We start from the raw sequence: 13,216 nt of genomic DNA, 5'->3' as shown, positions 1-13,216 counted from the left end.
ACCGACCGGCAGGGCCGAAGACGCGCCATCGGGCATGGCGGTTGCGGACGCCCGGCCCGCGCCTTCGCGGGGTGGAGCCGCACTGGCATCATGCGTATCCGGCCACACCACAACCGAACCGCTGAGTGAGCTCCTCTTGACCGACAGCACCACCTCCCTGCGCGACACCACGCCCTCGGAGATACGCGCCGAGCGCCGGCGGATCGTCGAGTCCGTCCGGGCGCACCGGCGTCTCCTCTCGAAACGGCGGGCGTTCGAGATCTCGGACCGGCAGCGACTGAACCGTGAGGCCAGGGACCGCGACCGGGCCGAAGCGCGGCACGGGAAGGCGCTTCAGCGCGTTCACGAGAAGCAGGTCAAGCGCGAGCGGTCGCTCACGGGCAAGCTGAACGGACTCGACGGGAAGCGCGAAAGCCAGGAGCGCAGGGCACTCGCCGTGCTGCGGCGCGAGGCCGTCGACCAGGCGCTCCGGAGCACGCACCTCACCGCGAGCCAGGTGAACGGCATCGGCAGTGGCCTCGTCCGCGACCTCGCCGCCCAGGGAGTCAGGACGGCCGCCGACTTCCGGCGTGTCTCCTGGGGCAAGGCCCCCAACGGCAAGGGCGGGGAGGTGCTGTACATCCACCGCACACAGGGCCGCAAGGTCCACGTCAACGGCATCGGCGAACATCGCGGCCGCCCGCTGATGGAGTGGCGACAGGCGGCCCTCGCCCGTGCCGAATCCCGCGCGCCCGACGAGCTGCCGGCGGACCAGCGGCACCGTATCGCCGAGATCATCGAGAACGAGCGGGTCCGGCTCCGGGCCGAACTGGACGAAGCGCCGAAGCTCGCCGCGACCGCCCGTGCCGAAGCCGTCCACGTACACACCGAGGCCCTAGAACGCCTTGCCGTCACCGAAGGGGAGGCGGCGGAAGAAGCCGCGCGCCGCAGGGCGGAGTTCGACGCGACGGCCGAGCGTCTGCTCGGCCTCCAGGCCGAACTGGCCGCCCACGTCGACCGGTTCGGCGACCTGGGGCTCCGCGACCGGCGGTCCCGCTCCCGCGCACTCAGGCCGGCCCCGGCCGTGCCCGCCGTTCCGGCTCCCCGCGCTCCGGAGGCCGCTCCCCGCGCGGAGGCGCGCCCGGCGAGCGCGACCCCCGACGCGGCCGCAGCCGCGCCGGACCCCACCGCCCTGGACGGCGTCCGGGCGAGCCTCGGCTGGCTCGTCCCGATGGTCTTCTTCGGGGTGACGACCGTCCTCGGTACGGGCGACGACGCCACCGACCCCCTGTGGTTCAGGATCACGGCCCGGCTCGCCGCCCTGGCCATGCTGGCGGACCTCCTGCGCCTGTGGGTTCCGCGCAGGCGCTGGCGCACGGCGGGCTCCCTGCCCGCCGGTACGGGGATGGTGGCCTCGGGCGCGTTCCTGGGCCTGTTCTCCGCGAGCATGTTCGTCGACCCGGAGCACTCGGCCGGCGGCGCCCCCTGGGCCGTCGCCGTCGTGTCGGCGCTCCTCCTCCTGGGAGGCGCCGCCCGCCGCGCGGGTGCACGGACGCCGGGCGTGACCTCCGACTGACCGCGCGCGGCGGACGAGTCCCGGCTACTTCTCCGCCGCGTACCGCACGAACCGGCCCCAGCCCTCGCGTCCGACCGCGAAGGCGGGGCGGCTCACGTCCTTGGAGTCCCGTACGTGGACGGCCTGTTCGGCTACGGCGACCTCTACGCAGTCATCACCCTGGCTGCCGCTGTAGCTGGACTTGAACCAGGCGAGTTCCGTCGTGGTGGTCATAGCTCTCCTCGCAGTCGCTCCAGCAGACCCCGCGATTCCATGGGGTTCAGGGCCTGCGAGCGCAGTGTTTCATAGCGCTGACAGAGGAGGCTCGCCTCTTTCGGGTCCGTGATCAGGCGCCCGTTCTGCTGTCCCTCGGAATATCCGAGCCGCTTCCCCTCCGGAGTCTCCAAGAGCCGCACCGGCCCGTCCAGGCACGCGTGCAACCCTGCCTCCAGCGGCACCACCTGCAGTGTCACATTGCGCGGAGCGCTGAGCTCCAGTACGCGATCGAGCATCTCCCGCATCTGCTCGGCGTCGCCGAACCGGCGCCGCAGGACATGCTCCTCCACGATGAAGCTGAACGGGACCGTCGGCCGCTCGCGCATCATCCGCTGCCGCTCCAGCCGCGCGGCGAGCTGCGCCTCCAGCTGCTGATCGGTCAGCAACGGGATCGTGCCCTCGAACACCGCCCGCGCGTACGCCGGCGACTGCAACAGCCCCGGCACCAGCCGGCACTCGTACGTGCACAGGCTGACGGCCACCTTCTCCAGGCGTGCCCACCGCCGGAACCACGCCGCGAGCCCCGGCTCGCCCCGCGTCAGGTACCGGGCCGCCTTCCGGAGCGCCCCCGTGTTCCCGAGGGCCTCCTCCGCGCTCTCGACGAACGCCTCGTCCGGCATGCGGCGCCCCAGCTCCACCGACTCCACGGTGTGTCTGGAGAACCCGACCCGCGCCCCGAAGTCCACCCGGCTGAGGCCCGCGTGTTCGCGCAGGGCCTGGACCACGGCGCCGAACGTCCGCAGACTGTCCGACGGATCGGGTTCCCGCTCCCCTTCCTGGGCCCGTGCACCGTCATCGCTCTCGGCCTCGACCATGCTCATACGCCGCCACCTCCACGTACACCCGCGGCAGCTCCCGCGGTCGGCCTACTCAGCGTGACGGCGGAGGGGCCGTACTGTCCACCCTGGGTGCCCGTACGCTGACAGTGCGTACGGGGTGTGGCTCTCGCGGAGCCCGGTGGGCCGGCGTCACTCTGGCCCCATGGACCCGATGACGCCTCAACTCCGCTCGTCCCCGCACACCTTCACTCAGCTTCTCTCGTCCACCCGGCGTGGCGCGCGTCTCGCCCGGCTCCTGGCTGTGGCGCAACTCCACGACTGGGACGCAGCACAGGACGTCACGGAACGTGCGGAGCAGGTCGTCGCGGAGCTCGCCGCGAACGCCGTACTCCACGGATGGCTTCCCGGGCGCGACTTCCGGCTCGGTCTCGCACTCGACCCGGCGGACGGCGGGCTCCGGATCGAGGTCACCGACGCGCGCGGGGACCGGCTGCCGGCCATGGTCCGGCCGGACGGAGGCGAAGGGGACGGCGGCAGGGGGCTGCCGCTGGTCGCCGCCCTCGCCGACGACTGGGGCGTCGTCCCGTACCCACCCGGCGGCAAGACCGTATGGGCGTCCCTCGGCCCCGGCCTGCCACCGGGGCAGTGAGGCCCGCCGATCCGCGGTCCGCGTGGTCCGGGAGGAAGCTGGATGCGGGGGAGCACACCTCACATCTGTCCAGGGCTCGTTGGACCGGCAAGGACGGCGAGACGACGAAGGTCGACCAGGAGACCAGCGGGAACTGCGCCGCGCTCGGCCTCGTCGAGGACAACCTGCTGACCGAACCGGACCCCCGGCCCGGTGAGTTCGTACGAGGGACCACCATCGTGCGGGTGCCCGACGGGCAGGCGGGAGTCCTGGAGTTCGCCGACGGCCTGGACCGCCCTCTGTTCAAGGCCGAGACGAAGGCTTCCCGTTGACCGCGTGACACCGGGTCCATCCGCAGAATGACGCCCGCGGCGGTGATTCAGGCGAGGGCCGAGTCTCAGCCCCGCTCCAGGTCCAGGACGTCACGGAGCGCCGCCACCGCGTGCGCCCGGTGCTCGTCGAGCCACCGGACGGCGGCTTCCTCGTCGCCGTGGCGGAGGGCGGAGATGACGGCGCGGTGTTCGCGTACCGCCTGCTTCCGGTGCGGGCCCTCGGTGTAGTAGAGCGAGCGGTACGCGTCGGTGGAGTCCCACAGAGTGGCGATCAGGCGGACCAGGCGCGGCATGCCCGACGCCTCGATCAGTGTGAAGTGGAAGAGCCGGTTCGCCTCGGCCATCGCCGGTACGTCGCCCTCGTCGGCGGCTCGTTCCACCTCGCGCTGGATGCGTTCGAGGGTGGCCACCGTGCCCTCCGGCATCCGCCGTACGGCCATGCGCACGGCCTCCGTCTCCAGGAGTTCCCTGATCCGGTAGATCTCCTCCAGGTCGGCCAGCGAGAGCTCCGCCACGAAGTAGCCGCGGTGGATGTGATGCACCACCAGACCCTCGGCCTCCAGGGCCTTCAGGGCCTCGCGCAGCGGCACCCGGCTCACCTCGAACCGGGCCGCGAGGGCGTCCTGGCGGATCTGCCCGCCGGGGCGAAGCTCTCCGGTGGTGATGGCGCGCCGCAGTTCCTCGAGGACGAACTGCTGGGCGGTCTGCGGCCGCCTCTTCTGCACCGCGCTGCTCATCGCCTGTGACCTTCCGTTCCCTCGTTCGCCACCCGCCCGTCTCCGCACGGGTGGCGACCATCTTCCTACGCGCGGCCGTTCGCCGCCGAGCCCCTGTGGACAGCCCGTCCCAGCTCCATGAGCAGGCCGTCCGTATGCTCGCCGAGGCGCGGGGGAGCGGCGCGGTAGGAGGGCGGGGTCGCGTCGAGCCGGATCGGATGGGCGACCTGGCCAGGACCCGCCGCGGACTCCGGGACCCGTGGGGCGAGTCCCAGCCGGTCGGCGAGGTCGAAGGCGGCGGCCAGGTCGTTGATCGGCCCGCACGGCACGCCGGCCGCGGTGAGCTCCTCGAACCAGCGGTCGGCGGTACGGGTCGCCAGCGGTCCGGCCAGGGCGGCGACCAGCTCCTCCCGGTGGGCGACCCGGGCCGTGTTGGTCGCGAAGCGGGGGTCCTCGGCGAGTCCGGACAGGCCGAGCCGTTCGCAGAGGGAACCGAACTGCCGGTCGTTGCCCACCGCGAGCACCAGCGGCCGGTCCTGGGCCTCGAACACCTCGTACGGGGCGATGCTCGGGTGCCGGTTGCCCATCGCGCGCGGAACGACGCCCGCGCCGAGGTGGGCGGCGGCCTGGTTTGTGAGCGCGGAGAGGAGCGAGGTGAGGAGGGAGACCTCGACCCGCTGGCCCTCGCCGGTGCGTTCCCGGTGGCGGAGGGCGGCGAGGACGCCGAGGCCCGCGTGGAGCCCGGTGATGACGTCGACCAGGGCGACCCCGGCCTTCGTCCCCCGGCCGCCCGGTTCGCCTGTCACGCTCATGAGGCCGCCCATGGCCTGGACGAGCAGGTCGTAGCCGGGCAGGCGGGCGCCCTCGGCGGTACCGAAACCGGTCACCGAGCAGTACACGAGCCCCGGATTGGCCGCCCGTACGTCCTCGTAGCCGAGCCCGAGCTTCTCCATGGTGCCGGGCCGGAAGTTCTCCACGAGGACGTCCGCGCGCTCCACGATCGCGCGTGCCGCCGCCAGATCCTCCGGGTCCGTGAGGTCGAGCGCGACGGAGCGCTTGTTCCGGTTCACCCCGAGGAAGTACGTGGCCTCGCCGGCGGCGAACGGCGGTCCCCACGCGCGCGTGTCGTCGCCCGAACCGGGCCGCTCGATCTTGATCACGTCGGCGCCGAGGTCGGCGAGGAGCATCGTCATGTACGGCCCGGCGAGCACCCGGCCGAAGTCGGCGACGACGATCCCGGAGAGGGCGCCGCCGCCCTCCGGTGCCGGTGTGTGCGGCTGATCTGCGCGCATTCCGCTCTCCCTCGCTGGCGATCGGATCCGCTCGGACCGTACGGCCAGGAGCATTGGATTTTCAATACTGGATCCAATATCCGGTCGGGCGCTACGCTTCGGCACGCCGAGTTGCCGCAGCCGCCAGGAGGCCGTCCGTGAAGTCGTCGCAGTCGCAGTCGCAGTCGCAGTCCAGCTCCGCTCCCGTCCACCCCTTCGACCTGCTCGCCGTCGACGGACTGCTGACCGACGAGGAGCGGGAGATCCGCCGTACCGTACGCGCCGTCGCCGACCGCGAGCTGCGCCCCCACGTCGCCGGCTGGTTCGAGAAGGGCGAGATCCCCGCCCGCGAACTCGCCCGCACCCTCGGCGGCATCGGCGTCCTCGGCATGCACCTGGAGGGCTACGGCTGCGCCGGCACCAACTCCGTCGCGTACGGCCTCGCCTGCCTGGAACTGGAGGCCGTCGACTCCGGACTGCGCTCCCTGGTCTCGGTGCAGGGCTCCCTCGCCATGTACGCCATCTGGAAGTACGGCTCCGAGGAGCAGAAGCAGCGGTGGCTGCCGAAGATGGCGGCGGGCGAGTGCATCGGCTGCTTCGGCCTCACCGAGCCCGACGCCGGCTCGGACCCGGGCGCCATGCGCACCCACGCCAAGCGCGACGGCTCCGACTGGATCCTCAACGGCACCAAGATGTGGATCACCAACGGCTCCGTGGCCGATGTGGCCGTCGTCTGGGCCCGCACCGAGGAAGGCGTCCGCGGCTTCCTCGTCCCGGCCGGCACCCCCGGCTTCAGCGCACCCGAGATCAAGATGAAGCTCTCGCTGCGGGCGAGCGTCACCAGCGAACTGGTCCTTGACGACGTGCGCCTCCCCGCGGACGCGATGCTGCCCGAGGCCCGCGGCCTCTCCGGCCCGCTCGGCTGCCTCAACGAAGCCCGCTTCGGCATCGTCTTCGGCGCGCTGGGCGCCGCCCGCGACTGCCTGGAGACGGCGATCTCGTACGCCCGGGACCGGACCGTCTTCTCCCGCTCCCTCGCCTCGTACCAGCTCACGCAGCAGAAGCTCGCCGACATGTCCGTCGAACTCGGCAAGGGCATGCTGCTCGCCCTCCACCTGGGACGCCTCAAGGACGCGGGCGCGCTCACCCCCGAGCAGGTCAGCGTCGGCAAGCTGAACAACGTCCGCGAGGCCATCGCCATCGCCCGCGAGTGCCGCACGATCCTGGGCGCCAACGGCATCACCCTGGAGTACCCGGTGCTGCGCCACGCCAACAACCTGGAGTCGGTGCTCACCTACGAGGGCACGAGCGAGGTCCACTCCCTGGTCATCGGCAAGGCACTCACCGGCGAACAGGCCTTCCGCTGATCCGGAGGAGTACGGATGCCCCCGGGTGCTCCCTTCGCCCCGGGGGCCTCTCACCCGCGCATGTGTCGGGGGGCGGGCCTACCCTGAGGTCATGGCCATGGTGCGGGTCAACGGGCTGGGAGTCGCTTACGACCGCGTGGGCGAAGGGCCGCCTGTCGTGTTCCTGCACGGTGCGGCGTACGACGCCCGCGTCTGGCGGCCGCAACTCGACGCCCTGGCGGACGCTTTCACGGTCGTGGCCTGGGACGAGCCGGGAGCGGGCCGCTCCTCCGGCATACCCGGGTCCTTCGGGCTCGCCGACTACGCCCATTGTCTGGCGGGTGTCGTGGAGTCGCTGGGGCTCGGTCCGGCGCACATCGCCGGACTCTCCTGGGGCGGCACGCTCGCCCTGGAGTTCTACCGCCGCCACGCGGACCTCGTGAGGACGCTGATCCTGGCCGACACCTACGCGGGCTGGAAGGGCTCTCTGCCGGCGGAGGAGGTGCGGACGCGGGTCGAGGGCGCGCGCCGGATGCTGGCCGCGCCGCGCGGCGGGTTCGATCCGACCCTGCCCGGACTGTTCGCCGGCGAGCCGCCTGCCGCGTACGCACCGCTGCTGGACGCGATGGCGGCCGCCGTACGCCCGGAAACCCTGCGGACGCAGTTGGCCCTGATGGCGGAGACGGACCAGCGGGATCTGCTGCCCACCGTCTCGGTGCCCACCCTTCTGCTCTGGGGAGAGCTGGACGTGCGCTCGCCGCAGGCCGTCGCACGGCAGTTCCAGGAAGCGATCCCGGATGCCGAGCTGGTCGTGATTCCCGGCGCCGGGCACGTCAGCAACCTGGAGCGGCCCGAGGAGTTCAACCGGTCGGTGCGCGGTTTCTGCCTGGCTGCCGCCGGGCGCTGAGCGAGGACACCCGGCGCGGGAAGTGACCACCGCGCGAAGCGGCCGCACCCACCCGGCATGGGCGGGTCCGGCCCCTTCGTGTGCCGGAGGTCAGCCCGTCGTCACCCGGTCGACGAACGCGTCCAGGTTCCCCGTCAGGCGGGCGACCTGTTCGTCGAGCGTGAGGGACTCCTCATGGCGCCGGCCCCGCAGCTTCGGCAGTCTCTTGCCCCGGACGTACAGGGAGCAGGCCAGATCCGCGCAGAGGTAGATCCCGACGGTGTTCCCCTCGCGGCCACGGCTTCCGGCGAGGGGCGCCACGAGAAGCGTGACGCCCGAGGAGGCGTGTCCGGTCAGACAGACCTGGCACATGCTCGACTTCACGGCGCTGGTCCGGCCGGCGGCCGGTACGCGCAGGGTCACGCCGACCGGCCCGTCCGCGCGGGGGACGACCAGGTGCGCGCGCAGCGGCGCGCCCGGGTCGACCCAGCCGAGGAAGTCCAGGTCGTCCCAGGGGAGTTCGGCGAAGTCGAGCGGCAGCTTGAGGCGCGCCGCCTCGCCCTTGGTGCAGTTCACGAAGGACGAGCGGATCTGTTTGTCGGTCAGTGATTCCACTCGGTGGACCGTACACGGACCCTCACGGGCGGGCATCCGAATATGACCGCCCGGCCCGCGGTTCCTCCTCAGCCGGAGAGCGGGGCCATGCCCACGCCTGCCGGGGACGACGGCGCGGAGCCGGACGCGGGGGAGCTGACCGAGGCCGACCGGTCGGTCGACTCGCTCGTGGTCAGATCCGCCGACGTCTCCGTGACGGGTGCCGACTCGGGCGCCGACTCCGGCGCCGGCGACTCGGTCGACGGCGACGAATCGGGCGGGGACGTGTCGGTCGACGGCGACGTGTCGGGGGGAGACGTCGGCGGCGAGGAGGTCGGCGTCGACGGGGACGTGGAGGCCGAGGTGGGCGGGGACGGCGACGTCGCCGAGGTCGAAGGGGAGGCGGAGGGCAGCGGGGGAGGAGGCGGGGCCGGCTTGTCGTGCCGGCCGGTGTCGCCGTGCCTCCGCGCGAACCAGCCGTCGTCCTCGGGGTCGTACACCACGAAGACGTTCACGACCGTCACGGAGGGCGTCACCACGATCTGCCGGGAGGAGCTGTACCCCTGCCACGGCGTCCCCGTGGTCCGCGGCGCCTTCTGCGGCACCGGATCGGTCAGCGGATTGCCGCAGGCACAGCGCACCCGGGGCAGGCCCCGGCCGTCGACGAGCACCGCCGTCCCGGCCTGGAGCACCGCCTGGTACGACGTGGCGGAGCCGTCCCGGAAGCCGTGGTTCGTCACGCGCGTGTCGACGCGGAGCTGCAGGGGGGTCAGGGAGCGCAGATAGCGGGGTACGTCCCCGGCGGAGACGCCCACGACCGAGGCGAATGCCGCGTTCTTCGCGGGCTCGCCCGAGAGGTAGCGCACCTGCTGTTCCACGTCGCAGCTGGCCGCCGCCTTCGTCCCGCCGTAGAGGCCGGGCGTCGACCCCGACATCTCGGTGGTGGCCGGAGCGGTCCGGGGCGGCAGCGAGGCCGGCGAGGCGGACGCGTCGCCGGTGCGGGCCGTCGACGGTGTGAACGGGTCGGGGCCGGCCGCAGCGGCGTTCTGGAGGAAGACCTCGCCGCCGCCGGACCCGGCGGAGCCGCCGCCGTCGGGGCGGTTGGTGAGGACGACGGCCAGGGCCGCGGCCGCCACCACGACGGCGGTGACCGAGGCGACCTTCGGGACGGAACGCCACCAGGGGCCCCTGTCGCCGCCGCCGGGAGGCTCCGCACGGCTGCTTCCGCCGCCGCTCCCGGAGCCGCCGGACGAACCGCCGCCGCCCGGCCCTCCTCCCGAACCGTCGTAGGGCGGTCCGGGGGGAGGCGGGGGGCCGGCGGTCCCGGGGCGTGTGCTCGGGCCCGACAAGGGGCCTGAGGGGGGACCTGCGGGAGGGACCGACGGGGGGCCGGACGGGGGGCCGGACGGCGGGTGGGAAGTCACGTTTTTCCCTTTCTTCCGTTCCGCGCCCATTGTGTGCGCCGCGTGGTGGCCTCCCGCAAGCGGAGGAACACGACTGGACGTACGGGTACGGCAGCGCTCGGGCGGACGTACGAGTACGGCAGCGCACCGGTGGACGTACGCGTGACGGCGACGCTCCGGTGGACGTACGAGTACGGCAGCGCACCGGTGGACGTACGCGTGACGGCGACGCTCCGGTGGACGTACGCGTACCTCCACCCCACCGTCCGCAAGCGGCCGACCCGCACCGGTACTAGCGTGGTCAGCGTGAGCAGTCAGCTCCCCACCTCCACGCGACCCGCCGCGACCTCCAGCGGGCTTCTCGCCCGCATCGGCCTCCAGGCCCTGGCGGCCGTGGTCGCCGGGTATCTCGCCATGGGCGTCACGGCCGGCCTCGGCCTCTGGGCCGCCGGCGCGGCCGACCTGCCCGGCGGGTTCGCCGCCGTCCTCGCCGCGGTCGTCGTCATGGCCGCGGGTGGCACGGTCGAACTCTCCGGCGACGCCGGAGCCCTCGCCGGAACCCAGGCCGACCTCAGCGCCATGCCGCTCACCGTCACCCTGGTGGGCGCACTGGTCACCGGCTACTGCTTCCTCCGCCCCCTGCGGCACCACGCCGTCACCAGCACCCGTGAACTCCTGCTGCGTGCCGCGAGCACCGTCGTCCTCTGGCTGATCGCGCTCGCCGGAGCCTCCGCGCTCGCCCGGCACGATTTCCGGATCACCCTCGGCGGCGGGGAGGAACAGAGCGGCGGCCTCGAGGACCTCTTCGGCGAGCTCCTCGACGCCGTGAACCCCACCGTCGGCTTCCGCACCGCTCTCGGGCCCACCCTGTTCCACGGCCTCCTGTGGATCCTGGGCGTGCTCGTCGTCGCGCTCCTCGTCTCCCGCAGGACACCGCTGCCGCCCCGGCTCGTCCGCTACCAGGAACCCGTCCGGCCCGCGGCCCACGCGATGCTCCAGCTGCTTCTGGCGTACGTGGTCGTCGGCCTGGTCATCGGTGTGGTCGTCGCCGCGACCAGGGGGCACGCCGCGGAGACCTTCGCCGTCCTCCTGCTCGGCCTGCCGAACGTCACCTGGCTCGCCCTCGGCGTCGGCATCGGCGGCTCCTGGGAAGGCCGGGCCGAGGGCCCCTTCGGCCTGCCCATGCCGCAGATCCTCGACGCCGTCCTGCGCGGGGGCGGCGGCACGGGCGACACCCCGGACCTCTCGACCGTCGACCTGAACTCGCTCGCCGCGCAGGACGGGCGCGCCTGGTGGCTGCTCCCCGTCGCCGCCGTCCTGGTGCTCGCCGTCGCGTTCGCCGCGGCGGTCCGCACACCGGCCCGGATCCGGCCGTGGCAGCACGCCGTGCACCTGGGGGTCGCGTTCGCGCTGACGATGCTGGTCGTCGCCCCGCTCACGCTCGTCGAGGCCCGCTTCGGCCTCTCGATCCTCGGCATCGGCGACCTCGGCTCCCTCGGCGGCGAGGTGCTCCTGCGCCCGCACATCTGGAAGACGGTCGGCCTGGCCCTCCTCTGGGGCCTGTTCTTCGGCTTCCTCGGCGGGCTCCTCGCCACCAAGGTCCGCCGCAAGGGCGAGATCGAGGAGCCGCCGGCCTCTCCGCCCCCGCCGCCCCACGGGTAGCGACGGGCCGGCAACGCCCGTCCGGCTCCCTACAGCTCGCGGAAGACCGGCCGCGCCCACGCCGGCGGGTCCGGCGGCGGGCCGAGCGGCTCCGGGCCCTTCGTCACCACGGACCCCGTACCGCTCCCGCCCGCGCCCAGCGCACCGCGCAGTTGGGAGACGAACTCCAGGCACGTCCCGTACCGCTCCTCGGGCGTCTTCGCCAGCGCCTTCGCGAACACCGCGTCCGCCGCCTCCGGCAGCCCCGGCCGCACCTCGGAGAGCGGCGGGGGAGGGTCGTACTGCTGCGCCCACAGCACCGCCCAGTCGGTGTCGCGGCGGAAGGGCGGAGCCCCCACCAGGGTCTCGAACACCACGCACGCCAGGCTGTACACGTCACAGCGGCCGTCCACCGGCTTCCCGGAGATCTGCTCCGGAGCCACGTAGTCCAGCGTGCCGACGAACTCGCCCACCGTGGTGAAGCCGGTCAGCGACAGCGACTTCTTCGTCAGGCCGAAGTCCGTGAGGTACACATGCTCCGGGTGGTCGCGGTCGGTGCCCTCGGCGACCAGGATGTTGCCGGGCTTCACATCCCGGTGCACCAGGTCGTGCGCGTGCGCCGCGTCCAGGGCCGAGGCCACCTGCACGGCGATCCGCCCCGCCTTCGCGGGCGGCAGCGGGCCTTCCCGGTCGAGCAGGGCCACCAGGTCCTGCCCTGCCACGTACCGCATGGCGATGTACAGCACGCCCTCCGTCTCGCCCGCCTCGAAGACCGGCACGATGTGGGGGTGGTCGATCGACGCGGCGACCCGTGACTCGTGCGCGAAGCGCTTGCGGAAGGTGTCGTTGCGGGCCAGCTCGGGGGCGAGCAGCTTCAGCGCCACCGTCCGGCCGAGGCGCAGGTCACGCGCCCGGTAGACGACCGCCATGCCGCCGCGCCCGATCTCGCCCTCCACGCGGTAGCCCGCGATCTCCTTGCCGAGGAGCCCCGAGGGACGGCCCGCCGGAAGGCCGGGTCCGTCGAGCGGCCCGCCGGCCATCAGCCCTCACCGGCCGGGCCGGGCGGCCGTTCCACGACCTGGGTCGGCGGCGGTGGCCCGGCAGCCGCGGACGGGTCGCCAAGCACCACCACCTGGGTCGGCTCGTGCACGGGGGGCGGGGCACCGGCCCCTTCGCGACCGGGCTCCCGGGGCCGCGCGGACGCGCCGTCGCGCTCCTCGGGCCGCTCGCCGGCGTGTTCCTCGGGCCGCTCGTCGGCGCGTTCCCCGGACCGCCCGAACGGGCCCGCGGGGGAGGCGGCGGCGAGGGAGGGCGCGGCCGAAGCGGCGTACGTACTGAGCCCCACGCCGTCGCAGTACACCCAGCGCTCGTGCTCCGCGTCGTACAGCCACACCGACTCGCCGTCGACGACCATGCCCACCCGCAGTCCGCGGGTCCGCAGCCGGAAGTGCTCGCCGTCGAGGCGTCCCGACCCCAGCTCCTCCGCGGCCCGCCGGTAGCGGCCGAGCGCGTCCTGGGCGCGGGCGATCAGCGGGCGCGGATCGGCGGTCCTGGTGAGGGGCCCGCCCGCCGCCGGAGGGTCGTCGGGGACGGCGACGAGGAGCCGCGCGTCGACCCACGCCGTCCAGCCGTTGGAGCACAGGACCCGCCCCCAGTCGCCGGCCCGCTCCTCCAGACGCACCGGCAGGAACGCGTCGAGCGGCACCGTCGGCAGCGCGGGGTCCGGCGCCTCCCACGCGGCGAGGCCGTCTCGCGGCACGACATGGGTCGGCCGGAAGTCCGGCACGAACTCGGGTACGGGAACGCTCAC

The 13,216-nt window shown here is 73.5% G+C and carries 14 protein-coding genes; 6 read left to right on the top strand and 8 right to left on the bottom strand.

Translation table 11 applies throughout. The annotated features are described in order from the left end of the window. Positions 1-136: 136 nt before the first annotated feature. Positions 137-1,555: a hypothetical protein gene (locus ACFVYX_RS28280; RefSeq protein WP_389684316.1), complete on the top strand. Its 1,419-nt coding sequence runs from the start codon at positions 137-139 to the stop codon at positions 1,553-1,555. Positions 1,556-1,579: 24 nt separating this feature from the next. Here the strand turns inward: ACFVYX_RS28280 and ACFVYX_RS28275 are convergent, their stop codons facing one another. Further along, the gene (locus tag ACFVYX_RS28275; RefSeq protein ID WP_389684315.1) at positions 1,580-1,768 is read right to left on the bottom strand and encodes a DUF397 domain-containing protein; all 189 of its coding nucleotides are present in this window, start codon (positions 1,766-1,768) and stop codon (positions 1,580-1,582) included. Beyond that, a complete protein-coding gene (locus ACFVYX_RS28270) occupies positions 1,765-2,625 on the bottom strand; it encodes a Scr1 family TA system antitoxin-like transcriptional regulator (RefSeq protein WP_389684314.1) in 861 nt (286 codons plus the stop codon). Before ACFVYX_RS28270 ends, ACFVYX_RS28275 begins: the two co-directional genes overlap by 4 nt. A 166-nt stretch (positions 2,626-2,791) precedes the next feature. Here ACFVYX_RS28270 and ACFVYX_RS28265 point away from each other — a divergent pair, with 166 nt between their 5' ends. Both ACFVYX_RS28265 and ACFVYX_RS28260 read left to right on the top strand, forming a co-directional pair. Further along, positions 2,792-3,238, top strand: a complete 447-nt coding sequence (locus ACFVYX_RS28265) for an ATP-binding protein (protein WP_389684313.1) — start codon at positions 2,792-2,794, stop codon at positions 3,236-3,238. Beyond that, positions 3,235-3,549, top strand: coding sequence for a hypothetical protein (locus ACFVYX_RS28260; RefSeq protein WP_389684312.1), 315 nt, complete (start codon positions 3,235-3,237; stop codon positions 3,547-3,549). The genes ACFVYX_RS28265 and ACFVYX_RS28260 overlap by 4 nt, the downstream gene beginning before the upstream one ends. A 65-nt stretch (positions 3,550-3,614) precedes the next feature. Here ACFVYX_RS28260 and ACFVYX_RS28255 read toward each other — a convergent pair whose 3' ends face one another. Continuing rightward, positions 3,615-4,286: a GntR family transcriptional regulator gene (locus ACFVYX_RS28255; RefSeq protein ID WP_389684311.1), complete on the bottom strand. Its 672-nt coding sequence runs from the start codon at positions 4,284-4,286 to the stop codon at positions 3,615-3,617. Between the two features lie 65 nt (positions 4,287-4,351). Next, a complete protein-coding gene (locus ACFVYX_RS28250) occupies positions 4,352-5,557 on the bottom strand; it encodes a CaiB/BaiF CoA transferase family protein (protein WP_389684310.1) in 1,206 nt (401 codons plus the stop codon). A 137-nt stretch (positions 5,558-5,694) separates the two neighbouring features. Here ACFVYX_RS28250 and ACFVYX_RS28245 point away from each other — a divergent pair, with 137 nt between their 5' ends. Together ACFVYX_RS28245 and ACFVYX_RS28240 are read left to right on the top strand one after the other, a co-directional pair. Further along, positions 5,695-6,903 carry an acyl-CoA dehydrogenase family protein gene (locus ACFVYX_RS28245; RefSeq protein WP_389684309.1) on the top strand — a complete coding sequence of 403 codons (1,209 nt, stop codon included), beginning with the start codon at positions 5,695-5,697 and terminating at the stop codon, positions 6,901-6,903. A gap of 91 nt (positions 6,904-6,994) precedes the next feature. Then, positions 6,995-7,789 (top strand): alpha/beta fold hydrolase, encoded by a 795-nt coding sequence (locus ACFVYX_RS28240; protein ID WP_389684308.1) that lies wholly within the window; start codon positions 6,995-6,997, stop codon positions 7,787-7,789. Between the two features lie 90 nt (positions 7,790-7,879). Here ACFVYX_RS28240 and ACFVYX_RS28235 read toward each other — a convergent pair whose 3' ends face one another. After that, positions 7,880-8,419, bottom strand: a complete 540-nt coding sequence (locus tag ACFVYX_RS28235) for an FBP domain-containing protein (protein ID WP_389684307.1) — start codon at positions 8,417-8,419, stop codon at positions 7,880-7,882. A gap of 32 nt (positions 8,420-8,451) precedes the next feature. Continuing rightward, positions 8,452-9,816: a DUF6777 domain-containing protein gene (locus ACFVYX_RS28230; protein WP_389684306.1), complete on the bottom strand. Its 1,365-nt coding sequence runs from the start codon at positions 9,814-9,816 to the stop codon at positions 8,452-8,454. 246 nt (positions 9,817-10,062) lie between these two features. On the opposite strand from ACFVYX_RS28230, the gene ACFVYX_RS28225 reads away from it, so the two are divergent. Continuing rightward, positions 10,063-11,427, top strand: coding sequence for a streptophobe family protein (locus tag ACFVYX_RS28225; RefSeq protein ID WP_389684337.1), 1,365 nt, complete (start codon positions 10,063-10,065; stop codon positions 11,425-11,427). A gap of 29 nt (positions 11,428-11,456) precedes the next feature. On the opposite strand, the gene ACFVYX_RS28220 is transcribed toward ACFVYX_RS28225, so the two are convergent. Together ACFVYX_RS28220 and ACFVYX_RS28215 are read right to left on the bottom strand one after the other, a co-directional pair. Next, positions 11,457-12,446, bottom strand: a complete 990-nt coding sequence (locus ACFVYX_RS28220; protein WP_389684305.1) for a serine/threonine-protein kinase — start codon at positions 12,444-12,446, stop codon at positions 11,457-11,459. Further along, positions 12,446-13,216, bottom strand: a complete 771-nt coding sequence (locus ACFVYX_RS28215) for a hypothetical protein (protein WP_389684304.1) — start codon at positions 13,214-13,216, stop codon at positions 12,446-12,448. Before ACFVYX_RS28215 ends, ACFVYX_RS28220 begins: the two co-directional genes overlap by 1 nt.

Origin of the sequence: Streptomyces sp. NPDC058326 (genome assembly GCF_042879855.1) — a bacterium.
Taxonomy (GTDB): domain Bacteria; phylum Actinomycetota; class Actinomycetes; order Streptomycetales; family Streptomycetaceae; genus Streptomyces.
Note: the sequence above shows the minus strand (reverse complement) of the source record. Positions and strands in the feature narration are given on the sequence as shown.

Excerpts from the sequence above, each read along its gene's own strand:
- ACFVYX_RS28275 (WP_389684315.1), bottom strand. The coding sequence starts at position 1,768 with ATGACCACCACGACGGAACTCGCCTGGTTCAAGTCCAGCTACAGCGGC.
- ACFVYX_RS28270 (WP_389684314.1), bottom strand. The coding sequence starts at position 2,625 with ATGGTCGAGGCCGAGAGCGATGACGGTGCACGGGCCCAGGAAGGGGAG.
- ACFVYX_RS28265 (WP_389684313.1), top strand. The coding sequence starts at position 2,792 with ATGGACCCGATGACGCCTCAACTCCGCTCGTCCCCGCACACCTTCACT.
- ACFVYX_RS28255 (WP_389684311.1), bottom strand. The coding sequence starts at position 4,286 with ATGAGCAGCGCGGTGCAGAAGAGGCGGCCGCAGACCGCCCAGCAGTTC.
- ACFVYX_RS28250 (WP_389684310.1), bottom strand. The coding sequence starts at position 5,557 with ATGCGCGCAGATCAGCCGCACACACCGGCACCGGAGGGCGGCGGCGCC.
- ACFVYX_RS28240 (WP_389684308.1), top strand. The coding sequence starts at position 6,995 with ATGGCCATGGTGCGGGTCAACGGGCTGGGAGTCGCTTACGACCGCGTG.
- ACFVYX_RS28235 (WP_389684307.1), bottom strand. The coding sequence starts at position 8,419 with ATGCCCGCCCGTGAGGGTCCGTGTACGGTCCACCGAGTGGAATCACTG.
- ACFVYX_RS28230 (WP_389684306.1), bottom strand. The coding sequence starts at position 9,816 with ATGGGCGCGGAACGGAAGAAAGGGAAAAACGTGACTTCCCACCCGCCG.
- ACFVYX_RS28220 (WP_389684305.1), bottom strand. The coding sequence starts at position 12,446 with ATGGCCGGCGGGCCGCTCGACGGACCCGGCCTTCCGGCGGGCCGTCCC.